This is a genomic window from Chryseobacterium sp. GTID13, assembly GCF_056172655.1.
The window spans coordinates 450,690-475,054 of record NZ_JAOCMB010000006.1 but is presented as its reverse complement, the minus strand read 5'-3'; the positions used below and the strand labels follow the sequence as shown (position 1 = coordinate 475,054).

Annotated in this window: 20 protein-coding genes and 3 pseudogenes; 12 read left to right on the top strand and 11 right to left on the bottom strand. The window is 38.5% G+C overall.

Annotated elements, in window-relative coordinates; all coding sequences use genetic code 11:
- Nucleotides 1-29: 29 nt before the first annotated feature.
- From ligD (N4G44_RS18435) to N4G44_RS18400, 8 genes are all read right to left on the bottom strand, one after another.
- The gene (gene ligD / locus N4G44_RS18435; RefSeq protein ID WP_474928796.1) at nucleotides 30-932 is read right to left on the bottom strand and encodes a non-homologous end-joining DNA ligase; all 903 of its coding nucleotides are present in this window, start codon (nucleotides 930-932) and stop codon (nucleotides 30-32) included.
- Nucleotides 929-1,900 carry a non-homologous end-joining DNA ligase gene (gene ligD / locus N4G44_RS18430; protein ID WP_474928794.1) on the bottom strand — a complete coding sequence of 324 codons (972 nt, stop codon included), beginning with the start codon at nucleotides 1,898-1,900 and terminating at the stop codon, nucleotides 929-931. The genes ligD (N4G44_RS18435) and ligD (N4G44_RS18430) overlap by 4 nt, the downstream gene beginning before the upstream one ends.
- A gap of 96 nt (nucleotides 1,901-1,996) precedes the next feature.
- Entirely contained in the window at nucleotides 1,997-2,572 is a 576-nt protein-coding gene (locus N4G44_RS18425) for a DNA polymerase ligase N-terminal domain-containing protein (RefSeq protein WP_474928792.1), read from the bottom strand.
- Entirely contained in the window at nucleotides 2,572-3,357 is a 786-nt protein-coding gene (gene ku, locus N4G44_RS18420) for a non-homologous end joining protein Ku (RefSeq protein WP_474928789.1), read from the bottom strand. The genes N4G44_RS18425 and ku overlap by 1 nt, the downstream gene beginning before the upstream one ends.
- A gap of 222 nt (nucleotides 3,358-3,579) precedes the next feature.
- A complete protein-coding gene (locus N4G44_RS18415; protein WP_474928786.1) occupies nucleotides 3,580-4,317 on the bottom strand; it encodes a carbon-nitrogen hydrolase family protein in 738 nt (245 codons plus the stop codon).
- A gap of 32 nt (nucleotides 4,318-4,349) precedes the next feature.
- Nucleotides 4,350-5,054: a glutamine amidotransferase-related protein gene (locus tag N4G44_RS18410; protein ID WP_474928783.1), complete on the bottom strand. Its 705-nt coding sequence runs from the start codon at nucleotides 5,052-5,054 to the stop codon at nucleotides 4,350-4,352.
- Nucleotides 5,055-5,100: 46 nt separating this feature from the next.
- Nucleotides 5,101-6,855, bottom strand: coding sequence for an aspartate--tRNA ligase (aspS, locus tag N4G44_RS18405; RefSeq protein WP_474928781.1), 1,755 nt, complete (start codon nucleotides 6,853-6,855; stop codon nucleotides 5,101-5,103).
- Between the two features lie 161 nt (nucleotides 6,856-7,016).
- Nucleotides 7,017-7,382 carry an ankyrin repeat domain-containing protein gene (locus N4G44_RS18400; protein ID WP_474928779.1) on the bottom strand — a complete coding sequence of 122 codons (366 nt, stop codon included), beginning with the start codon at nucleotides 7,380-7,382 and terminating at the stop codon, nucleotides 7,017-7,019.
- A 112-nt stretch (nucleotides 7,383-7,494) separates the two neighbouring features.
- On the opposite strand from N4G44_RS18400, the gene N4G44_RS18395 reads away from it, so the two are divergent.
- Nucleotides 7,495-8,889, top strand: coding sequence for an MATE family efflux transporter (locus N4G44_RS18395; protein WP_474928777.1), 1,395 nt, complete (start codon nucleotides 7,495-7,497; stop codon nucleotides 8,887-8,889).
- A gap of 206 nt (nucleotides 8,890-9,095) precedes the next feature.
- On the top strand, nucleotides 9,096-9,215 hold the full coding sequence (locus tag N4G44_RS18390) for a 30S ribosomal protein THX (protein ID WP_260542208.1): 120 nt from the start codon (nucleotides 9,096-9,098) through the stop codon (nucleotides 9,213-9,215).
- Nucleotides 9,216-9,268: 53 nt separating this feature from the next.
- Here the strand turns inward: N4G44_RS18390 and N4G44_RS18385 are convergent, their stop codons facing one another.
- From N4G44_RS18385 to N4G44_RS18375, 3 genes are all read right to left on the bottom strand, one after another.
- Nucleotides 9,269-9,925 carry a DUF937 domain-containing protein gene (locus N4G44_RS18385; RefSeq protein ID WP_474928774.1) on the bottom strand — a complete coding sequence of 219 codons (657 nt, stop codon included), beginning with the start codon at nucleotides 9,923-9,925 and terminating at the stop codon, nucleotides 9,269-9,271.
- An 81-nt stretch (nucleotides 9,926-10,006) separates the two neighbouring features.
- Nucleotides 10,007-11,035, bottom strand: a complete 1,029-nt coding sequence (locus N4G44_RS18380) for a protein O-mannosyl-transferase family (RefSeq protein ID WP_474929045.1) — start codon at nucleotides 11,033-11,035, stop codon at nucleotides 10,007-10,009.
- A gap of 233 nt (nucleotides 11,036-11,268) precedes the next feature.
- Nucleotides 11,269-11,778, bottom strand: a complete 510-nt coding sequence (locus tag N4G44_RS18375; protein ID WP_474928771.1) for a DUF2480 family protein — start codon at nucleotides 11,776-11,778, stop codon at nucleotides 11,269-11,271.
- 78 nt (nucleotides 11,779-11,856) lie between these two features.
- Between N4G44_RS18375 and lpxB the strand changes: the two are divergent.
- The 10 genes and pseudogenes from lpxB to N4G44_RS18325 all read left to right on the top strand — a co-directional run bounded on the left by lpxB (nucleotide 11,857) and on the right by N4G44_RS18325 (nucleotide 24,251).
- A pseudogene (lpxB, locus tag N4G44_RS18370) lies at nucleotides 11,857-12,959 on the top strand (lipid-A-disaccharide synthase).
- Between the two features lie 66 nt (nucleotides 12,960-13,025).
- A complete protein-coding gene (locus tag N4G44_RS18365) occupies nucleotides 13,026-14,114 on the top strand; it encodes a glycoside hydrolase family 99 protein (protein ID WP_474928766.1) in 1,089 nt (362 codons plus the stop codon).
- A gap of 184 nt (nucleotides 14,115-14,298) precedes the next feature.
- The gene (locus N4G44_RS18360; RefSeq protein WP_474928764.1) at nucleotides 14,299-16,068 is read left to right on the top strand and encodes a ComEC/Rec2 family competence protein; all 1,770 of its coding nucleotides are present in this window, start codon (nucleotides 14,299-14,301) and stop codon (nucleotides 16,066-16,068) included.
- 143 nt (nucleotides 16,069-16,211) lie between these two features.
- The gene (locus N4G44_RS18355; RefSeq protein ID WP_474928763.1) at nucleotides 16,212-16,877 is read left to right on the top strand and encodes a succinate dehydrogenase cytochrome b subunit; all 666 of its coding nucleotides are present in this window, start codon (nucleotides 16,212-16,214) and stop codon (nucleotides 16,875-16,877) included.
- 15 nt (nucleotides 16,878-16,892) lie between these two features.
- Nucleotides 16,893-18,904, top strand: a pseudogene (locus N4G44_RS18350) (fumarate reductase/succinate dehydrogenase flavoprotein subunit).
- A 24-nt stretch (nucleotides 18,905-18,928) separates the two neighbouring features.
- Entirely contained in the window at nucleotides 18,929-19,696 is a 768-nt protein-coding gene (locus N4G44_RS18345; RefSeq protein WP_048502735.1) for a succinate dehydrogenase/fumarate reductase iron-sulfur subunit, read from the top strand.
- A 318-nt stretch (nucleotides 19,697-20,014) separates the two neighbouring features.
- Nucleotides 20,015-21,538, top strand: a complete 1,524-nt coding sequence (locus tag N4G44_RS18340; protein WP_474928761.1) for a TlpA family protein disulfide reductase — start codon at nucleotides 20,015-20,017, stop codon at nucleotides 21,536-21,538.
- A 168-nt stretch (nucleotides 21,539-21,706) separates the two neighbouring features.
- A complete protein-coding gene (gene rlmD / locus N4G44_RS18335) occupies nucleotides 21,707-23,113 on the top strand; it encodes a 23S rRNA (uracil(1939)-C(5))-methyltransferase RlmD (protein WP_474928759.1) in 1,407 nt (468 codons plus the stop codon).
- 31 nt (nucleotides 23,114-23,144) lie between these two features.
- Nucleotides 23,145-23,621, top strand: coding sequence for a DUF6452 family protein (locus tag N4G44_RS18330; protein WP_474928757.1), 477 nt, complete (start codon nucleotides 23,145-23,147; stop codon nucleotides 23,619-23,621).
- Nucleotides 23,622-23,727: 106 nt separating this feature from the next.
- Nucleotides 23,728-24,251: pseudogene (locus N4G44_RS18325) on the top strand (DUF6048 family protein).
- Nucleotides 24,252-24,365: the final 114 nt, after the last annotated feature.

Sequence of the window (24,365 nt, the reverse complement as noted above, 5' to 3'; positions counted from 1 at the left end):
GACTTTTGATTATATTCAAAATATCAAAATTATTCAGTACTCTGTAACAATTCCAACGCCTTCATCATATCAATTCCTTTTCCCAAAACCGGCTTAAATAAATCCCCTTTTTCCTTAATTCTTTCCAAAGCATTATCAATGGTAAAATCAGTAGGTTTCAGGCCTGACTTCAGTTCCTCCCATTCCAGCGGCATTGAAACGGACGCGCCTTCTTTCGGTCTTAAACTGTAGGCACTTGCCAAGGTTTGTCCGGTTCTGTTTTGCAAATAATCGAGGTATATTTTCTTGTCATCTCTTTTCTGCAGGCTTCTTTCCAGAGTAGTAAGCTTTGGAAGTTTTTCATTGACCTGTTTCATCAGGATATGGGCAAAATCTTTCACCTGGTCAAAATCATATTTTCCACCCATCGGAATATAAACGTGAATTCCCGTACTTCCCGAAGTTTTACAATACCCTTTAATTTTCACTGACTGTAAAACCTCGTTTACCTGAAGTGCCGTTTCAATCACATGATCAAATGTATTCTTCTTTGAAGGATCGAGGTCCAGTACCAGATAATCAGGATGTTCGAGGTCGGGGAGGGCACTGTTCCAAGGGTTCATATCAATACAGCCCAGATTATTCAGATAGGCTAAAGTAGCCTTATCGTTACAGTAAACATAATCAATATATTTATCATTGGATTCAGAATACACTTTGGTCGTTTTGATCCAGTCCGGCATATTGTCCCCTGCATCTTTCTGATAGAAGCCCTGTTCTTCAATTCCATTGGGAAAACGGTTCAAAGACAGCGGACGGTTTTTGAGATAAGGTAAAATATAAGAAGCGACAGACTGGTAATATTCAATGACCTCACCTTTTGTAATTCCATCTTTAGGAAAATAAATTTTATTTTGATTGGTAAGCTTCACTGTATGTTTGTCCAGGGTCACTTCTTTCTCTTTTTCACTATTTTCTGTTTTTTTGTTGAAGTTTTGGTTTTCATTTCCTTAGGTTTTGGGTTAATTGGACTGATCGTGATTTCTTCCGGTTCCTTATCTTCCCGGATGGCAACAAATACGGGATGCCGGTAAATGCCGTCTTTGGTGATTTCTGAAAATTTAATTTCGCAGACCAGTTCAGGCTTTGTCCAGGTCACAGGCATATTGGTTTTAGGAATATTTTCGAAAGGTGAGGATTTAATGATCAGTTTTTGAAGCCTTTCATAAAGCTGCTGCAAAGATTCATTATTAAAACCTGTCCCTGTATGGCCGCAGTAGATCAACTCGCCATCAATATACTTCCCAAGGATCAATGCACCAAAAGCTTTCCGGGAACCTCTGGGCTCTGTAAATCCACAGATAATTGCCTCATCTGTTTCCGTAAATTTTATTTTAAGCCAGTCGGTTGTTCTGTGGTTTTCCACATATAAGCTGTCTGCTTTTTTAGCGATCATTCCTTCCAGCTTTATCTCTTTCATCTGGTTGAAAAAATCAATTCCTTTTTCAGGAATATGGTCGCAGTACTTGATGATATCTGTTTCTGTCAAAGCTTCCTTTAAAAGCTCTTTGCGCTGCAGAAGAGGCAAATCTTCCGTAGAATGGCCGTTCAGCCAGAGAAGATCAAAAACCTGGTAGGTTAACGCAAGATTGGGATTGTCACCGATCTGTTGTAGCAGCTGGAAATTGGGTTTACCATGCTCGTCGTAGGCAACTATTTCCCCGTCAAGGATCATTTTATGTTTCTGCTGTTCAAAATCTTCCGTAACTCTTTCAAACTTGGATAGAAATGAAATTCCGTTCCGCGAATAAAACAGGGGATTCTTATGGCTGAGATCGGCAATAGCCCTGTAGCCGTCCCATTTTATTTCAAAAATCCAGTCTTCATCATCAAATGCCTTTTCATAAGACTTGGCCAGCATAGGTTTGATAAACGAGGCTAGCTTTTTTTCATTCGTTAAAGAATTGAAACTCTGAAACTTTTTTTCTGAAGTTATGACTTCTTTTTTCCTTTGTTTTTAGGCTTTTTTTTCCTCTAAAAATTTCGTCACCAGAGATTTCGATGAAGTATTTTCCTCAGCATCATACGGACTTTCTGCAAATTCATCTTTATGCTTGATCAGCAGCCATGCATTATCTTCACTGTTTTTCATTTTAACAAGAGCAAATTCGCCTTTAAGTTTCTTGCCGTGTAAAATAAATTTTAATGATCCTGAATGAAGTTCTTTCAAAAGCTCTTTTTCAGCAGAAAGTTTGGTTTCTTCAAGAGGTTCGTAGGTACCGCTATCCCAGACTTCCACTTGCCCGGCACCATAATTGCCTTCCGGAATATTTCCTTCAAAATCTTTATAATCGTACGGGTGGTCTTCTACCATCATGGCAAGCCGTTTATCTTTGGGATCCAGTGAAGGACCTTTGGGAACAGCCCAGCTCTTAAGAACACCGTCCATTTCAAGACGGAAATCATAGTGAAGACGGGATGCCGCATGCCTCTGGATGACGAAAATAAGCTTATCCTTGCTTTTTTTCGTTTTGCCTTCCGGTTCTGTAGTTTCGTTAAACTTTCGTTTTTCGTTATAATCTTTTAGAGCCATTACGATGCAGATTTGGATTTGGAATTTTGTAAACTGGCTTTCAGCTGGGCCATAAGGTCAATTACTTTACCTTCTTTGGCTGGCTCGGCCTTTTTAGCTTTTATATTTTTACCTTTTGCTTTCTGTTTGATGATCTTCATCAGTTCGTCAGAATAAGTGTCTTTATACATAGCAGGATCAAACTCCTGGGAAAGCTGTTTGATAAGACTTACCGCCATTTTAAGTTCGGCAGGTTTGGGAGCTTTCTGGGCCGGGATTTTGAGATCTTTATAATCCCTGATTTCCTGTTCAAATCGCAGCCTGTTGAGGACAAGTATCTCGTCATTATAAGGCCTGATCATTCCGATAGCCTCACTGTCACGAAGGACGAAGGTTCCAATTCCGGCCATTCCGGTTTCCAGTAATGCATTTAATAAAAGCCTGTAGGCGTTTTCACCGTTTTTCTGGGGTTCCAGAAAGTAAGGATTTTCAAAGTATACACTGTCTACTTCAGATTCCTGAACAAACTGGTCAATGGAAAGTATTTTTGTTTTTTCAGGGCTCGCGGCCTCATAATCCTCTTCATCGAGAACAATGTATTTATCATCCATGAGATAACCTTTTACAATGTTTTCCCATTTCACTTCTTTCCCTGTGCTCTCGTTTACTCTTTTAAATTTAATGTTCGAATAATCAGATTTATCGAGCATGTCGAGGTCAAGTTTTGTAGTTTCTGTGGCGGAGTAGATCTTAACAGGAATATTGACTAAACCGAATCCAATGGCGCCGTTCCAAATTGCTTTCATTGTCTTACGTTTTGCGTAAGAAAGTACAATGATTGTGCCGAGTGAAAAATATTTACTAAATGTGGTATTTGTTTTGAATTTATAAACCTTATTAAATAGTATCAGTTATAATTGTTTGAAATTGATAGATTTCTTCAACTTTATTGTTTACTGTAACGAGAATTGAAGTAAAAGAATTGTAGTTTGTGAAATAAAAAAGGTGGAGAAAGTTTCTCCACCTTTTCAGTGCCAATGGATATAAATTTCCTCTATCTGATTATTCTTCGTATTTAAAATAAGAAGTCCTTCATCTTCTAGATTGAGCTGTCCGAGTAAGCTTCCGTTATTATTCCATACAGAAGATTTTCCGGCACATTCATAGCCACCTGATTCTCCGGTGAAATTTGCCATCAAAACATGCATATGATATTTTTTCGCGATATCGGAAAGTTTAATAAGATCATCGTCTATGCCACTTATAGAATTAAGAACACTGGCAGCATATACATTCGATCCGGCCTGATAAGCTTCCTGGGAATGATTTGGATCAGATAGATCATAGCATATCGCTAATGAAACCTTATTCTGTAATATGTTCAGCTGACAGAAGCTTTCACTTGGTGAAAAAATACCTGTCTCCGTTGGAAAAAGATGACGTTTTGAATAAATATTTCTTTCTTTTCCCGGCTGGAATATGATGGAGCTGATAAACAATTTGTCATCTGCTTTCGTAAGCATTCCAACAGTGATGGTAATGTTATTTTCATCTGCCATTTTCTGAAAAATGTCTAAAACAGGATCTTTATAATGAATTGAGAGCTGTTCCGCCAGTTCAGGTTCATAGCCGGTAACTGAAAGCTCAGGAAAGATCACCAGATCAACATTATGATCAGCTGCGGCTTTAACTAATGTTTTGTGATTTTCAATATTTTTATGGATATCTCCCTTTACAGGATTAATTTGAGCTGCTGCAATTTTCATTTTTTTTAATTAGAAGTGGTTATTTATCCATTTTAAATCCAAGCCAACGATTTTTTTACAAACTCTACGATCATGGGATTAGGCTCATTATCTGTAGAAGTAAGCGCCGGTTGAAATAATGTTCCTACAAAAAAAGGATGGGACTGTATTTCAAATGAACGATAATTCCCATCTTCAGAAAGTGAAGTTAAAGACAGTCCTCTGTCTTTTAAAATATCAACGTATTTTTCATTGATGCCATAACTGCAATTATACTTGCCTATGATAGTATCCTCATTAATTGTTCGATAAAGAAAACTGTTTTTATCAATAATTTTCAGATTCTCCTGTTCTCCTCTTAATGAACATGAAAGTTTTTTTATCAATGAATCTTTTGCATCCGGATTTGTTTCCTCATGATCTGCATTTTCAATATGGCATACATTTCTGGCAAATTCAATAATCATATGCTGAAATCCGCCACAATTACCAAAAGTGGGAATATCATTCTCACGGGTAAACTGTATGGCATTCAGTACATTTTCCATATCCCGGTATGGACTTCCCGGAGCGATCCACAATCCTAAATACCTATGTTTTTCAAAAACAGTTTTAGCATCGAAAATATCAGTAGCAATCCAATCAAACTGAATTTCCTGATTTAGTTTTTTCTGAACACTTCTTGTGCTGTCATTGAGTGCATGAAGTGTGAAATGATTGGGATTGAAGTCTCCCAGAATAGCAATTTTCGGTATCATAAGTGTGTATTAATAAAAAAGCGGAGATAAAAATCTCCGCTTTACGTTATGCTTTTAAATTCAATTGTATTTCCAGTTCATCCAGCTGGGCTTCAGCAATGGATGCCGGTGCATCGATCATCACGTCGCGGCCTGAGTTATTCTTAGGGAACGCAATGTAGTCTCTGATGACTTCGTTTCCGTCAAGAATAGCTACCAAACGGTCAAACCCGAAAGCTAATCCACCGTGAGGCGGAGCTCCGTATTTGAAAGCATTCATCAGGAATCCGAACTGGGCTTCTGCCTCTTCTTTGGTAAATCCTAAAAGATCAAACATTTTAGATTGAAGATCTTTGTCAAAAATTCTGATAGAACCTCCTCCGATCTCGTTTCCGTTAAGGACCATATCATAAGCATTGGCTCTTGCTTTGCCCGGATCTGTTTCCAGTAAATGGATATCTTCCGGCTTAGGAGAAGTGAAAGGGTGGTGCATAGCGTGATAACGTCCGCTTTCTTCATCAAATTCCAGTAATGGAAAGTCGATTACCCAAAGCGGGGCAAATACATTTCCTTTTCTTAATCCCAAACGGTTTCCAAGTTCCATTCTCAGGGCAGAAAGCTGTGCTCTTACCTTATTTTCGTTTCCGGACAGGATCAGCATTAAGTCTCCTTCTTTAGCTCCGAATTTTTCAATTATTTTAGAAAGATCTTCTTCATTGTAGAATTTATTGACAGAAGAGGTTTTCACGCCGTCATTCTGGAATTTAGCCCATACCATCCCGGAAGCTCCGATCTGTGGACGTTTTACCCAGTCTACGAGTTCGTCGATCTGCTTTCTTGTGTAATCTGCACAACCTTCTACATTAATTCCGACTACCAATTCAGCGTCATCAAATATTTTGAAATCTTTTCCTTTTACCAGTTCATTAAGTTCCACGAATTCCATTCCGAAACGGATGTCCGGTTTGTCGTTTCCGTATTTTCTCATCGCATCTGCGAAGGTCATTCTCGGGAAGTCTCCGAATTCCTGTCCTGTAACGTCTTTAATCAGCGTTTTTGTCATTCCTTCAAAGACATTCATGATGTCTTCCTGCTCTACAAAAGCCATTTCACAGTCGATTTGGGTAAATTCCGGCTGTCTGTCCGCTCTCAGATCTTCATCACGGAAACATTTTACGATCTGGAAGTATTTATCCATTCCGCCTACCATCAGAAGCTGTTTAAACGTCTGTGGCGACTGCGGAAGGGCATAAAACTGTCCCGGGTTCATTCTGCTTGGAACCACGAAGTCTCTTGCCCCTTCCGGAGTAGATTTAATTAAAACCGGAGTTTCCACTTCAATAAATCCTTCGTCCGAAAGATAGTTTCTTACCTTCTGAGCCATTTTGTGACGGAAGATCAGCTTTTCTTTTACCGGATTTCTTCTGATATCCAGGTAACGGTATTTCATTCTTAATTCTTCTCCTCCGTCTGTTTCATCTTCAATAGTGAAAGGCGGGAGCAGGGATTCATTAAGAACGGTTAATTTTTCAACTAAAATTTCAATTTCTCCTGTCGGAATATTGGGGTTTTTGCTTACCCTTTCAATTACTTTTCCGGTAATCTGGATCACGAATTCGCGGCCCAGTTTTTTAGCTTCTTCCATCAGTTGGGCAGAAGAACGGTCCTGATCAAAAACAAGTTGGGTAATTCCGTAACGATCCCGAAGATCTATCCAAATCATAAATCCTTTGTCACGGATAGTCTGTACCCATCCGGAAAGTGTAACTTCTTCATTAAGATTTTTCAGAGATAATTCTCCGTTCGTGTGTGATCGAAACATAATTATTTGTTTAAGGTTCAATGTTTAAGATATAGGGCTGAGCTTTTGATCATAAAGTTTTTCAGCCGTAAATTCAGGATGCAAAGATAGGATTTTTGAAGGTTTCAGAAACAAAAAAACTTCCTTTCGGAAGTCTTGTATATTATTTGAGGGCTTTTTAATTAATTATTAGTAGCTCCTTGCTGTAACAACAATTGTACAGTTTGCTCTTTTTTCCCCAATTTAGCTAATGCAAGAGGAGTTTTTCCGTTACATTCCTTGTTAACATCTGCCTGGTTGTCCAAAAGAAATTTAACAATATTATTTCTGCCGTAAAGTGAGCTGAAGCCTAATGCGCTGAAAGTCTCATCCTTAAGTGGAAAGCATTTGTTGTAATCTGCTTTTGAAAAATTCTTTTTAAATGAAGCAACATTATCAGATTGAATAGCTTGCATCTGAGTTTTGCTTAGAGTTTGAGTCTGAGCAGAAAGCATGTTGGCAGATGCCGAGATGACAAGTAGAAAAGCAGTAGAGATTATTTTTTTCATAAGATTCATTTTAAGAATATACAAATCTAAATTATTTTTTTGATATGAGTAACTAATTTTTTATAAGAATTGAATTTGTATTTTTGGAAATCAGATAATTATTGATTAGAAAATGACAAAATATATAGAATTCTTGAAAAAAGCTTTTAGCGGTGAAGAAGTAGACTATACAAAAATAACGATCAGAAGCGCTGTTCTTTTGCTGGCTGTTCCTATGATGCTGGAAATGGCTATGGAATCGGTATTTGCCTTAGTTGACCTGTATTTTGTGGGACATTTGAAGGAAAGCGGATATGCTATCCAGAGTGTTGGCTTAGCGGAATCTGTGCTTTCGGTAATGTATTCTATTGCAATAGGGATGAGTATGGCTGCCACGGCTCTGGTAGCGAGGAGAATCGGGGAGAAGAACCCGGAACAGGCTTCCAGAAGCGCCGCACAGGTATTACTGGTTTCATTTGCTGTAACTTTTATTCTTAGTTTGTTCGGAGTCATTTATGCTGAGGAAATTCTGATTCTGATGGGTTCAAAGCCTGAAGCTGCAGCTTATGGGAAAGATTTCACAAGAATAATGATGGGCAGCAGTGTGATTATTATGCTTCTGTTTTTGATCAACGGAATCTTCAGGGGAGCCGGAAATGCGGCTATTGCTATGAAATCGCTTTGGATCGCCAACATTGTCAATATTATTATGTGTCCGGTACTTATCAAAGGCTTTGGTCCTGTTCCTGCGATGGGACTTACAGGAGCGGCTTTAGCGACTACGATAGGAAGGAGTATCGGGGTAATTTACCAGCTGTATCATCTTTTGGTTGCTGATACCCAGATCCGTATTTCACTTTCTTATTTCAGCCCTGATTTTAAGCAGATCAAATCTATTGTGAAAATTGCAACTCCGGGAATCTTCCAGTTTGTTATTGCTTCATGCAGCTGGATCTTTCTTGCCCAGCTGGTGGCAACAACGGGCGGAGAGAACGCTTCTGCCGGATACCAGACAGCTTTAAGGCTGATGATGTTCTTTATGCTTCCTGCCTGGGGCTTAAGTAATGCAGCCTCTACATTAGTAGGGCAGAATATGGGCGCTAATGAAATGCTGAGAGCGGAACAGTCGGTCATGAAAACAGTAAAGTATAACGTGATTTTCATGCTGGCTGTGAGTTTAATATTTTTCTTACTCGGAGATTTCCTTGTCGGATTTTTTACTCAGGAAACGGAAATTAAAAGTTTTGCCAAAAACGCATTGCACATTATGAGTGTGGGATTCATTTTCTATGGAATTGGAATGGTATTAATCAACGCCTTTAACGGAGCTGGCGATACCTGGACGCCAACATGGGTGAATTTCTTTGGGTTCTGGCTGTTTCAGATCCCGTTGGCCTATTTTCTTTCCAAGCATTTTGGAATGGGCCCGAAAGGGGTATTTATCTCGATTCCTGCCGCAGAAACGTTAATTACCATCGTTGCTTTTATTTTGTTTAAAAAAGGGAAATGGAAGACGGTGAAAGTGTAAAGGATGGAAGCAGGGAGAGGGAAGTTTGAAGTTGCTGGAAGAGTGTATGATTACCTGTAGTTGGTTACAGTTTGACTTTATGTGGCTTGGATAAGCTCCTTCTCCGGCTCTGAATTAATCACTTTTATAAAAATTTTAACAGCCTTAATTTTTTGCTGTATACCATATTTCATAATTTAGTATTCAACCAATAAATATTTATCACTATGGGAAAAGGAGACAAAAAATCAAGAAGAGGAAAGATCAATTCAGGAAGCTATGGTAAAAGAAGACCTAGAAAAGCTTCCAAGTCGGTTGGTTCTTCTGAAACTAAAGCAAAAAGCTAAAAATAAAAAGGCTGAAGATGAATCTTCAGCCTTTTTCAATATACAAAATTAAATTATTTTCCTCCTAAAATATTACCAAGGATACTTCCTAATCCGCCTCCTTGCTGCTGCTGGCCACCGCCACCTCCAAGTACGCTTCCTAAGATATCGTTAAGCGGATTACCTCCGGACTGAGACTGGCCACCTCCTAAAACACTTCCTAAAATGTCATTCAAAGGGTTAGACTGCTGTGCCTGAGCCTGGTTGGATGCACTTCCAAGGATTCCTCCCAAAAGATCTCCTAAACCTCCGGCCCCTACATTATTCTGCTGTTTCTCTTTACCGATGTAGCCCATGATTACCGGGGCAAGCATAGCAAGCACTGGTCCTATTTTATCAATAGAGATTCCTGTATTCTGAGAAAGCTGATTTTCAACAGTGCTTTTCTGGCTTCCGAAAACATGATCAAGGATAGATCCGCCTTCTGCCTGTCTGGCTTCAGCCTGTGAAGCATCATCAAGAATACTTCCATCGTGGTCTTTATCTAATGCGTTATTTAAAGCTTCTGCCTCTTTAGCATCCTGAGATTTGTTTCTAAGGTAAGAAATAACCAAAGGAGCAGCTACAGCCAAAAGTGCTATGATCTGGTTTTTGCTGATTCCGAATTTGTTTTCTGCCTGTTCAGCAACCTGATTGCTGGTGTTACCTGTAAGTAGGTCGATTAAACTCATGTTTGTGTTTATTTTAAATATTAAGTAAATCAAAGATATCAAAAAATGTGATTCACAGAATTTTTGTATTCACAATTATTGTTAAAGTTTTTTGATCTCTTCCTCTGTATATCCTTTGCTTTTCAGGAGTTCTATATAATCCTTGGCACCATTGATCATCCAGTGCATCGGGTCAGGAGATTTTTTCTTTTCGATAATGAATTTCAAAATACCGACATTATTATTCATCCATGGAAGCATGTAATAATCAAGGCCGCCTTTATACTCTTTAGCTTCATGAAATTTTCTTCCCGGTTCCGTTAAAAATGGAGCCTTGTAGGCAGCAAAATAACCTAGAGGAATAAGAAGGCACAACCATGAGAATTTTTTCAACGAGGCAAATTTCGGTAATGCAAGCCCATACCCGATAGAAAGGGCAAAGATCATATTGAAGGGAATGAAAAACACATAATTATCTGAAACAGCATAAAAGGTAGAGAATCCATACACACATACCGCAGCTGTAAAGAATACAAAAAACATCTTTTTGTGCGATTTGTATAGCTGTATCATTCCGATGATCCCGAAAATGACAAAAATATTAAAGTTGTAAACCAGATAGGCGACTGACTGTACAAAATCTATCAAGTACTGTTTAGGGGTTTTCTTGAATGTATCCTGTATCCAGTGTCCACCTTGTGCAGTATAGGGAGAGTTTAACGGTAATCCCTGAGAAAGATTTAAAATATTAATAGCCAGGAAAAGAAACAGGAATATAAAGAGTGAAGAATAAACATATTTTTTCTCTTCTTTAAAATAATATAGGAAAACAAACAAAGCCGGAATCATTAGCACATTCTGTATATGCAGCCACAGGCTTATTCCTAAAAATAATCCGCTTAGTACAATGTAAACCTTCTTGTTTTCCGTAAAGCTCTTTACCATTGAAAAAAAGAATAAACTTACCCATAAAGCATTGTAGGTATATACTTCGACAATTTCAGCATTTCTCCAAAAAGAAAAGCTAAACCCGAAAACAAATGCTGCTGTGATGGAAACCCATTCCTTTTTTGTAATGCTTTTTACCGTAAGATAGATCACTGATACCGTAGCGGCAGCGGAACCTACAATTAAAAGCCTGCTTGCAGCAATGGCATCAAGTCCGGTAATATCTTTAATCAGGATACCCGTATTTACATACAGAAAATGGGTAATGGCCGTAGCAACTGTCGCATATTTGCCTAGCTCAACTGTGTGTACAAAGCCTACACAGTCCGCAAACGGGATCCTTGTAAAACTTCCGGCATAATAAATCGCTAAAAAAATAAAAAAATTAAGACTGCGTAGAAATTTTTAAACATACTTTAATTCTTAACAATAGGAACATTAGAGCAGGCTTCCCCGAACATTAATGATTTTACCATTGGCTTGAGTTGTTCAACAAGTTCTATATATGCATTTTCAGGGATTTCTTTATCCGAACATCCTTTTACAAGCACTCTTTTGCCTCTCATATCTTCAAAATCGTAAGTCTGAATAGCATTATGCATAAGAATTACTTCCAGGTCTTCACGGTTCCCGAAAACAATCTTTTTAGCTACATCTGTAAGCTTTGCAGTCAGTACAAAATAAGCCCACAGCGGAACAATAGTATCCACAGAATTGTAAATATATATATAAGTGTCTTTATACTCTTCCGTATCTATTGCCTCTACCTTTTCCCTGAAATCTTTCTCCTTCAGGATCATTTCCTGAAACAGAAAATCTTTAAGGTCAATTCCCTTTCTTACTCCCTTGGGAACCAGAGTGGACAGGTCGAAATTCACAAGGCCGCTTTCGGCAACTTTATTTCGGATTTCAAATTCTTCTGACATTTTTTATCATTATCTTTGGACAAATTTACAAATTAAGATCAAGTAAAGCTTAATTTGTTCTCTATCCTTACTATAGAAATGAAGTATTATATTATTGCAGGAGAAGCTTCCGGTGATCTGCATGGGAGTAACTTAATGAAAGCCCTTATGAAGAAAGACCCGCAGGCAGAAATAAGATTCTGGGGCGGCGACCTTATGAAAGCACAGGGGGAACGCTGGTAAAACATTACCGTGATCTCGCTTTCATGGGATTTTTGGAAGTGGCTATGAATTTAAGAACCATTCTGAACAATATTAAATTCTGCAAAGAAGACATCCGGAATCATAAGCCTGACATTCTCATCCTGATCGATTATCCCGGATTCAACCTGAGAATTGCGAGGTTTGCCAAAGAGCTCGGAATCAAGGTCGTTTATTACATTTCTCCGCAGTTGTGGGCCTGGAAAGAAGGAAGGGTAGAGATTATCAAAAAATATGTGGATGAGATGATGGTCATTCTTCCTTTTGAAGAAGATTTTTATAAAAAACATGGGGTACATTCCCATTTTGTAGGCCATCCGCTTCTTGATGCCATAGGTAGTCTGAACGATATCAGCATTGAAGAATTTAAAGAGGAAAACAATCTTAATGAAAAAGAGATTATCGCACTTCTTCCCGGTTCCAGAAAGCAGGAAGTAGAGAAAATGCTTGAAATTATGCTTTCCGTGAGGCCTTATTTTAAGAATTACCAGTTTGTGATTGCCGGGGCACCGAGCCTTCCGAAAGAATTTTATCAGAAATACGTGGATGATAATGTTCATTTTGTCTCCAACAGGACCTATGACCTTCTGAGATGTTCCAAAGCAGCTTTGGTAACTTCAGGAACGGCAACTCTGGAAACTGCTCTGCTTAATGTTCCGGAAGTTGTATGCTATCGTGGTAGCAAAATTTCTTACGCCATTGCAAAAAGACTTGTTAAAAACATCAAATATATTTCTCTTGTGAATCTGATTATGGACAGGGAAGTAGTGAAAGAACTCATCCAGACCGATCTGAACACCAAAAACCTTGTTGAAGAGCTTAATAAAATGGTAGAAGGTGAAAAAAGAGATCAGGTTTTGGCAGATTACAATCTTTTAAGAGAAAAGCTGGGCGGGAAAGGAGCCAGTGAAAAAGCTGCCGAAGTAATTTTGAGTATTTAATATTTCGCATAAATTTCCTGAAAGCCGGTTTTTATTGAATGATTTTCTGATTTAAATTTAACGACCATGAATTTTAAAAGCTTACTGATATGCATTTTGTTGATGAGCACTTCAATAAAAAGCTTGGCTCAGAATAATAAATTGAATGAAAAAGTTCAGATCTTCTATTACGGCTGGTATGCAAATCCGGCAGTAGATGGAAAATATGAGCATTGGAATCATGATATTTTGCCTCACTGGAATAATCCCAAATGGAACAACCTGGGAAATCATAAAGGAGGTGATGATATTGGTGCTAATTTTTATCCTGCTTTGGGAAATTACAGTTCCAACGATCCGGTGATTATTAAGAAGCATATGAAAATGATCAAGGAATCCGGAGTTGGGGTAGTAGTTTTAAGCTGGCTGGGAAAAGATTCATTTGTTGATAAAAGCATCACAAAATACCTGGATATTGCCGATCAGTTTGGCTTAAAGGTGGCTTTTCACATCGAACCATTCTACAAAAATATTGTTGAACTCAGGGAGCAGCTTGCTTATCTGGTCAAAACTTACTCCCATCATCATGCTTTTTACAAAAAAGATGGCAAACCCTTGTACTATGTGTACGACAGTTACAAGATCCCTTCTTCGGAATGGTCAAAACTGCTTTCCAAAAATGGAGAAAATACGGTAAGGAATACAGATCTGGATGGGCTTTATATTGGGTTATGGGTTGAAAAAGAACACTCTGAATTCTTTGCGACGTCCGGATTTGACGGGTTTTATACCTATTTTGCCAGTGAAGGCTTTGTGTTCGGAAGCACAACATCAAACTGGAGCTATCTTTCCCAGTTTGCAAAAGAACATCATCTTATCTTCATACCTTGTGTAGGCCCGGGATACTCCGATACCAGAATAAGACCCTGGAATGAAGCTAATTTCAAAAGCCGTGAAAACGGAAAATACTATGAAAGAATGTTTCATGCAGCTGCAAAAGTAAATCCGGACTTCATCGGCATTACTTCTTTTAATGAATGGCATGAAGGAACGCAAATAGAACCTGCAATCCCTAAAAAGTCAGGAGATTTCAAATATGAAGATTACGGAAAAGATTCTTGGTTTTATATAAAGGAAACCAAACGTTTGATCCGTCAGTTTTCCGAAAATAAATAACCCATAAATAGATAAAGCTGTCTTTGAAGACGGCTTTTATTTTTTTATTAAAACCGGATTTTATAGTAAATAATCAGGCCTTGTATTATTCATTGTAATGGGACATAATATCTGAATCCTGCAAAATCAGTGTTATTGAATCATAAGTAAATTAATTACTTTTTAACGATAAAATTACACAAAGATGAACAAGCAGCCTCTCCTTATTCTTTCCGTCTGTTTTATTCTGGGAATTCTTTTTCAGGATAATTTTCCGATAGGTAAAACTATAATCTATGCCATTGCAGGGGGCTGCTTCTTGATCTTCCTCTTGTATTTTGTGACATCATATACTCTTCACAAAATCAAATCGATATTGCTGGGGCTTATGTTTTTCGGAGCTGGAATAATTCTCCATTTTTTTAATACTCTCTCATCTGCTCCAGGAACTTTGCCACAAAACAGTCCTGTATTTTTTAAGGTTTCAAAAAAACTGAATTCTACGGAGAAAAATAAAAAATATGAGGGATCTGTTCAATCGGAAAAAGAAAATTTCAAAGCTGTTATTTACATTCCCAAAACAGCCAAAGAGCTGAATTTTAATCATTATTACAAAGCGGATGCTTATATATCGAAACCAAAGCCTCCCCAATATGACTTTCAGTTTGATTACGCAAAGTATCTGAAAAGAAAGAATATTGAATATCAGTGTTATATATCCGGAGATATAATATCAGCAGCGAGAACGGAGTTGACTATCAATGAACAGATTCAGCAACATCGGTTGAACCTATTACAAAAAATTGACAAAGCTGAAATGTCATACAAAACCCGTGAATTTCTGAAAGGAATTATCCTGGCGGACAGAACCGAAATGGATGCAGGTACCGTGCAGGATTTTAACAGATCCGGAATGGTACATTTGCTGGCTATTTCCGGGACACATATTGTGGTGATCTTTGGGATGTTTTATCTTTTACTGACGAGGTTCAGCCCTTTAAGGTTCAGGAAATATGCGATGATCACCAGTATTGTTTTCATCTGGGTTTTTGCTGCGTTTATAGGATTCGGAAGCTCGGTGCTGCGTTCCTGTATTATGCTTTCTGTGTATTTTATCTATGTGCTGCTTCAGAGAAAGCCGGACCTGCTTCATTCCCTCTCCCTGTCTGCAATGATTATTTTGGTCTGCGATACCCAGCAGCTCTTTGATGTAGGTTTTCAGCTTAGCTTTCTTGCAGTATTGGGTATTTTTTTGCTGAACCAGCCACTTTTGAAATATTTCCCGCGGCAGGACGGTTACTTTAAAAAGCTCATTTTCAATACTATTACCATTTCAATTTCCGCACAGCTGGCTACGCTGCCGCTGGTGCTGTATTATTTTCACCAGTTCTCCCTGGTTTCTGTTCCTGCCAATATTTTGATTGTCCCGTTTTCAGAAATTCTGATTGTATTTTCCTTCCTGATGACGGTTCTCATAGGATTAAAGATAGATTTTACCTGGATTGATTTCGTATATGACAGTTCAATCCAGGTTTTGCTAAACCTGATTCACTGGTTTGCAGAAAGAGATGTATTGTTTTTTTCAAACATAGCGATGAATCTTGTTGAGGTTTTATCCTTGTCCGTGATCGTTTATATGCTGAGGCAGTTATTTTTAAATGTCAATTTCAAAAGTTTAGTCAGAGTGGTTGCTGCCGTTCTTGTCTTTTCTGTGCTCAGAACCGGATTTAATATCTTTGAAAATCAGAAAGAAGAGATATTGCTTCATGATTTTAATAAAACGAAAGTACTATCTGTAAAAAACGGGAACCGAGCTTGTTTTTGGGCGTCAGAAAATTCGGATAAAGAGAAAATTTCCAGATTTATAGCTGCTCCTTACTGTTCTTCCAGACGCATAGAAGATGTAAAAATAAAGATCTTTCCCCAGGCAGCAGAAAAGGTGGTTTACAATGGTAAAATTTATGATTTGAAATAATAATCCGGATATTTCATTTTTCCCTTTAAATAATGTGATAGATTCTTATTTAGAAAGATTACAAACTGGCTAATTGTGAGATTTCTCACTTTTCGATATTGTTAAACTTTCTTAATTTTGTGGAAATTCAAATTTAAACTTATATGGCAGGTTTAACGAGTTCTACGATAGGTAGAAAATATGCGATGGCATTATCAGCTCTATTTTTGCTGATCTTTCTTATACTGCATTTAACGACAAACTTATTATCTGTATTGCCGAACCGTAATATCTTTAATACGGCTTCTAATTTTATGGGTTATAATCCGCTTGTTCAGTTCCTGATGCAGCCTATTCTTGGTTTTGCAGTTATTTTCCATTTTATCATGGGATTCGTACTGGAGATTAAGAACAATAAAGCACGTCCGATAAAGTATGCATCCAACAACCCTTCTGTGAACTCTTCATGGATGTCCAGAAATATGATCATTTCCGGAGCTGTTGTTTTAGCTTTCTTGGTACTTCACTTTTATGATTTCTGGCTTCATGAAATCAATTATAAGTATGTGGAAGTGCTTGCTCCTGATTCAGAGCGTTTCTGGCCGGAGCTTCACGAGAAGTTTGCCGATATCTGGAGAGTGGTACTGTATGTAATCGCTTTCGTTTTATTGGGACTGCACCTTGCTCACGGTTTCCAGTCTTCGTTCCAGTCTATTGGGGCAAGACATCCGAAATATACTCCGGTAATTAAAGCTTTTGGAAAATGGTATTCAATCCTTATTCCTGCAGGTTTCATTTTTATCGCAATTTTTCACTTTGTAACTCAATAATATCAATATACCAATATGAGTAAATTAGATTCAAAAATTCCGGCTGGTCCGTTAAAGGATAAATGGAAGCATCATAAAGACCATATGAACCTTGTTGCACCAAACAACAGAGACAAGATTGATATTATTGTTGTAGGGACAGGTTTGGCAGGAGGTTCTGCTGCAGCTACTCTGGCTGAGCAAGGATATAACGTAAAAGCATTCTGTTATCAGGATTCTCCAAGAAGAGCACACTCAATTGCTGCACAGGGAGGTATCAATGCTGCTAAAAACTATCAGGGTGACGGTGACTCTACTTACAGATTGTTCTATGACACTATCAAAGGAGGTGACTACAGAGCAAGGGAGGCAAACGTTTACAGATTAGCGGAAGTTTCAGCAAATATTATCGACCAGTGTGTTTCTCAGGAGTTCCTTTCGGTAGAGATTACGGCGGTCAGTTAGATAACCGTTCATTTGGTGGGGTTCAGGTAAAAAGAACTTTCTATGCAAAAGGACAGACAGGACAGCAGTTGTTATTAGGAGCTTATTCTGCAATGAGCCGTCAGATCGGTAAAGGTAGAATCAAGATGTACAACCGTCACGAGATGCTTGATCTTGTCATTGTTGACGGAAAAGCAAGAGGGATTATCGCAAGAAACCTTGTAACAGGTGAAATTGAAAGACATTCTGCCCACGCAGTTGTAATTGCTTCAGGAGGATACGGAAACGTGTATTTCCTTTCTACCAATGCAATGGGATCCAACGTTTCTGCAGCATGGAAGATTCATAAGAAAGGAGCGTACTTCGCCAACCCTTGCTATGTACAGATTCACCCGACTTGTATTCCTGTTCACGGAACTCAGCAGTCTAAACTGACTCTGATGTCTGAATCATTAAGAAACTCCGGAAGAATCTGGGTTCCTAAAAAGATTGAAGATTCAGTAGCGATCAGAGAAGGTAAATTAAGACCGGAAAATATTAAAGAAGAAGATAGAGATTATTATCTGGAAAGAAGATATCCTGCATTCGGAAACTTAGTGCCTAGAGACGTTGCGTCCAGAGCTGCTAAAGAAAGATGTGATGCCGGTTTCGGAATCGAAAATAATGATACAAAAGAAGGTGTTTACCTTGATTTCTCTACAGAGATCATGAAAAAAGGTAGAGAAGCCGCTATCGAAAAGCATATTCACAATCCTACAGATCAGCAGATTTATGACTTAGGTAAAAGTTGGGTTGAGGAGAAATACGGTAACCTATTCGTAATGTACGAAAAAATTACTGCCGATGATCCTTACAAAACTCCAATGAAGATTTATCCTGCAGTACACTACACCATGGGTGGTGTTTGGGTAGACTATAACCTTCAGTCTACAATTCCCGGATGTTTCGTAATCGGTGAGGCTAACTTCTCTGACCACGGAGCCAACAGATTGGGAGCTTCTGCTTTGATGCAAGGTTTGGCAGACGGATACTTCGTTCTTCCTTACACGATTGCAGATTACCTTTCTGCAGACATCAGAACCGGAACTATTCCTACAGGAACAGCACCATTTGATGAAGCTGAAAAAGGAATTAAAGATAAAATAGATTTCTTCTTAAATAATAAAGGAACTCATTCAGTTGACCATTTCCACAAAAAACTAGGACACATTATGTGGAATAAAGTAGGAATGGGAAGAACTCCTGAAGGATTAAGAGAAGCGATCAGAGAAATCGAAGAAGTAAGAAACGATTTCTGGAAAAATGTAAAAGTACCTGGTGACAAAGACGGAATGAACACTGAGCTTGAAAAAGCATTCAGAGTGGCAGATTTCCTTGAGCTGGGGCAGTTAATGGCTATCGATGCACTGCATAGAAACGAATCTTGTGGTGGGCACTTCCGTGAAGACCATTCCACTCCGGATGGAGAAGCGGAAAGAGACGACGTAAACTACAAATACGTTGGAGCTTGGGAATATCAGGGAGCAGATATCAACAATGAAATTCTGCACAAAGAAGACCTGATATATGAAAACATCGAGGTTAAAACTAGAAGTTATAAATAATCTCCAACCTATAAATATAACATTATGAGTGCAAAAAAAGGCCTTCATCTTACACTGAAAATTTGGAGACAGAAAAATAGCAAAACTAAAGGTCAGTTTGAGACCTACAAAATATCAGATGTTTCTACAGACTCTTCATTTTTAGAGATGTTAGATATTCTGAACGAAAATTTAATTAACGAAGGAAAAGAACCTATCGCTTTCGACCACGACTGTCGTGAAGGAATCTGCGGGATGTGTTCTCTTTACATCAACGGTAGAGCTCACGGGCCGGATACAGGAATTACTACATGCCAGCTTCACATGAGAATGTTCAAAGATGGAGAGACTATCGTTATTGAACCTTGGAGAAGTGCAGCTTTTCCTGTTATCAAAGATTTAATGGTAGACAGAAGCGCATTCGACAGAGTAATGGCTGCCGGAGGTTTCATTTCTGTAAACACTTCTGGTAATACACTGGATGCCAACGCAATTCCGGTTCCTAAAGAAGATGCAGACAAAGCAATGGATGCTGCAGCTTGTATCGGGTGCGGAGCTTGTGTAGCTACATGTAAAAACGGTTCGGCAATGCTGTTCGTGGGAGCAAAAGTTTCTCAGTATGCATTACTTCCACAAGGTAGAGTAGAAGCTAAGAGAAGAGTTCTTAACATGGTGAAAGCTATGGACGAAGAAGGATTCGGAAACTGTTCAAATACAGGAGCATGTGAAGTGGAATGTCCGAAAGGAATTTCTCTTGAAAACATTGCCAGAATGAACAGAGAATATATGGCTGCTATGGTAGATCAGGGATAAAATCTTAATTCAGATACATTAAAAATCGCCTTCATTTTGGAGGCGATTTTTTTATACATACCATAGGGCTGTTAAAATTTGTTAAGTTGTTGCTTAAATAAGACATTCCTTGTTTAATAAGTCTATATTTGGTGAGCACATAGGCATATGAAAACGGACGTGGCTTTTCCGAATCTATTTTTCACAGTGGAATTTTAAAGAATGGAAAAAGCCTTGGAAATCCCTTGTTGAGGGTATTTCATAAAATTTTCAAAAAAAATAAATAGTGTTAATCAACAAGCCGCAAAAAACGTATTTTTGCGTAATATTAAAATTGAAATGAAAAAATATCTTTTATTGTTTATCATCACAGCTTTTGTGATGTCTTGTTCAAAAAAAGTTGAAGTTAAAGGAAAAATTACCGGAAGTTCACCACTCGAAAGAATTGAATTCGTTGAAGCTTCTGGCGTGGCAACCCTTCCGCTTGTTAATATTGGTTTAGATAAAAGTGGAAACTTTACAGGAAGCTTTGAAGCTCCTAAAGACGGGATGTATGTCATTAACTATGCAGGAAGACAAAACCTTATTTATGTTGAAGGCGGACAGAAACTGAATATCTCAGGAAATGCAATGACTTTCCCTAACGAATTCGTAGTAACAGGAGACGCTAAGAAAAATAATGATTTCCTTCAGGCCAGCCAGAAATTCCTGGGTGAGTACGGAAGTAAAATCAATATTCAGCAGCTGATGTCCGGCGATGAGAAAACATTCCTGAAAGGAGCTCAGAAGATCGAAGCCGATATCAATAAAAATGTAGATGAGCTTGCTCAGAAAAATAATCCAAGCAAAGGAATCCTGGAGTGGAAAAAGAATGATGTAAAAGTAACGATCCTTAACCTTCTGGCGAACTATGAGATGTCACAGCGTCAGATGTCAGGGAACCCTTCATTTAAAGTTTCCCAGGCTTTCAAGGATTATGAAACCAAGCTGGAAGGAGATAAAGATGTAATGGTAAAAACGATTCCGTTATACAGACAATATCTTCTTGTGAAAATGAGTCCTGACTTTCAGAAGTATGCCGAGGCAAAAGCTAAAGGAAAAACAGATGTTACTACTTCCGAAATTTTTGCACAGTTCCTGAAAGACAGAAAAGAAGTTTCACAGACTGCCAAAGACTATTTGTTGGCATTTGTAGTGGCTCAGGATATTCATCCGGGTGCTCCTGCAAAGAATATAGATAAAGTTAAGAAAATCATCGATACGGATATTACAGATGCAGGCATCAAGGCAGACCTTGTTAAAATGCAGTTAGCCGTGAACGGTCTTAAAGTAGGAGAACCTGCTCCTGAAGCAGCATTAATAAAAGCAGACGGTAAATCTTACCAGCTTTCAGAGAACAAAGGAAAACCATACATGCTGTTCTTCTATGCATCATGGAATCCTTACATCAGTGAAGCTACAGTTCCTGTACTGAAAGAAGTGGTGAATTTCTATAAATCTAAAATGAACTTTGTTTTTGTAAACGTAGACGATACAAAAGACCAGTTCGTAAAAACTAACAGTGCATTGCTGAAAGGAATTCCTGGAACCAATGTGTACGGAGAAAAAGGTCTTGATTCAGATATTGCTAAAAAATACGGAGTTTACGGATTTAAACTGCCTTGCTTTGTAATCGTTGACAAAGACGGTAAAATTGCCAGCAGATCTTTTGTAAATCTTGGCGAACAGGAAGTAGTGACCATATTGGATAAGCTTACAGGTCTTTCTGCACCGAAAGTACAGCCTAATGTTCAGATGATGCCGGGAATGCCGGCTGACCCTTCTGCACAGCCTGCCAATCCTCAGCCAGCTCCAACAAAATAATAAACTTTAACATAGATGGAAACCTTATCTTCGGATAAGGTTTTTTTATTGTATTTTTGCGGAATCAAACCGGGAGAATTCTTTCGGTTGTATTAGAAAAAATAAAAATAGAGTTTACGGTGAAACCCGACGGTGTCATCTGAACGTTAAAAGAAATTGAGTTTAGGGATGAGAAAGAAGAAAGATATAATTCTTGAAAATATTAAGCTGTTTGGGGCAGGGGCAAAAGGTGTTGCCATAGGAAAAACCGCAGAAGGAAAAACCGTCTTGATTTCCGGGGCAGTTCCCGGTGATGTGGTAAATGCCAGAGTAAAAAAATCCAAATCCAAATACTATGAAGCCGAAACGGTAGAAATTTTGGAGAAGTCTCCATTCAGAGTAGATCCTAAATGTATTCACTTTGGAACGTGCGGAGGATGCAAGTGGCAGAATATGAGCTACGAAAAACAGCTTGATTTTAAACAGGAAGAAGTATACAATAACATTAAAAGAATCGGAGGAATTGATGATTTCGAAACCCTTCCGATTTTAGGGGCTGAAGAACAGTATTTCTACAGAAATAAAATGGAGTTCTCCTTTTCCAATGCGAGATGGCTGACCCAATATGAAATAAGTTCCGAGGAAAATTTTGGCAGTAAGGATGCTCTGGGCTTCCATATTCCCGGAATGTGGAGCAAGATCCTGGATCTTAAAGAGTGTTTCCTGCAGGAAGATCCGTCCAACGCGATCCGTCTGGCTGTTAAAAAGTTTGGAGTAGACAACGGACTGGACTTCTTTGACGTAAGAAATCAGGAAGGATTTTTGAGAACCCTGATGATGAGACAGAACTCCAAAGGCGAATGGATGGTATTGTTCCAGCTTTACAGGGAAGAAAAAGAAAACAGGGAAAAACTCTTCCAGTTCTTGCTTGAGCAGTTTCCACAGATCAAAACACTTGTGTATGCCATCAATCCTAAGCAGAATGATTCCATATACGATCTTGATATCAATGTGTACTTTGGTGAAGGCTACCTGATGGAGGAAATGGACGGGCTGAAATTTAAAATAGGTCCTAAATCATTCTTCCAGACCAATTATAAGCAGGCGCTGGAGCTTTACAGAAAAACATTGGAATTTGCAGATTTAAAAGGTGATGAAGTCGTTTATGACCTTTATACGGGAACAGGAACAATTGCCCAGTACGTAGCAAGGAATGCGAAGCAGGTAATCGGGATAGAATCTGTACAGGAAGCCATTGATGCTGCTATTGAGCATGCTGAATTAAACGGTCTTACCAATACAACATTCTATTGTGGAGATATGAAAAATGTCTTTAATGATGAATTCATGGAAAATCATCCGAAAGCAGATGTTTTGATTACCGATCCGCCAAGAGACGGAATGCATCAGAAAGTGGTAGAGCAGATACTGAAACTTGCCCCTGAAAAAGTAGTATATGTAAGTTGTAATTCAGCAACACAGGCAAGAGATCTGGCTTTAATGAAAGAACATTATACTCTGGTAAAAATCCTACCGGTAGATATGTTCCCGCAGACCCACCACGTCGAAAACATCGCCTTGCTTGTTAAAAAATAAAATTATTTAAATTTGACTTTCAAATCTTAATATGAAGTATTTTAAATTTCTCATCATGATCTGCTTTGTAGGAATGCTTTTTTCCTGCGGCGGAGATGACGATATCTGCGAAAGTGGAGAGGGAACGCCAAGAATGAAAGTGGCATTCAAGGATGCAGTGTCTGGAAAGGCCAAAACTTTAGATTCGTTGTATGTCGCTGTAGATTACGGTTCCGGTAAAGTGCAGCTTGGAAAAACCGAGAAAACAGATTCCAGGCTTATCCCTTTAAGAGTTGACGATTCACCTTATACGGATGTTTATTTCAGAATTGCAGATAAAGGATCAGAATCTCACGTACGGATTAATTATACAACAAAGGCTACCTATGTTTCTCCCGGATGCGGAATCAAGAAAACGTATGAGAATTTAAACTCACAATTAATACAACCCAATCCTGTACAGAAAATCGAAGCAGGACAAAACCAAATAGAGAATGAAGACAAGACTAATCTTTTCCTTATTTTTTAGCATCATATCTATAGCCGGGTTCGCCCAGGAAAAAAGGAAACCGGCGAAGCTAAAAAAGTGCAGGAAAAATACAAGCCGAACTTTATGGTAGGTTTTGATATCCTGAATGCAGGAGTTTCTTTTTTCAGACAGGATCCTTTATCAGGGTTTTATTTCCTCCAAGGTGAAAGGAAACATTCATGCGGTTGCAGAAGCCGGTTTTGAGAAAAATGTATATCAGAAGAATGGCTATGACGCAAAGGCAAGCGGTCCTTTTGTAAAGCTGGGTGCATTCTACATGCTGGCAAAAGACCTCGAAAATGAATTCAACGGTTTTTATGCCGGTGGTAAGATAGGAGGGGCATTTTACAATCAGGAATATATGGCAGTTCCGGTTCGTGGCTTTGGTGGCAGTGCTTCATCTGTGGCATTTCCCTCTTCATCACAGACCTCCGCCTGGGTAGAAGGAACTTTGGGGGGAGAGTGCAGCTCTTTGAATCCAATTTTTATATTGATGTCAATCTCCAGCCAAGATATTTAGTGTATACGTCCAAACAGGATGATATTACCCCAATGATTGTTCCCGGATTTGGAAGAAGCTCATCCAAATTCAACATGGGATTTGCCTGGAATATCGCTTATAAGTTTTAAAGCAGATAATCTTATGCAGAATAATTTTTATTAACTGTATAAAATAAGCTGTAACTATAACTAATCCTCAGATTTTTCTGAGGATTTATTTTTTATAATAATGCTTTAAACAGG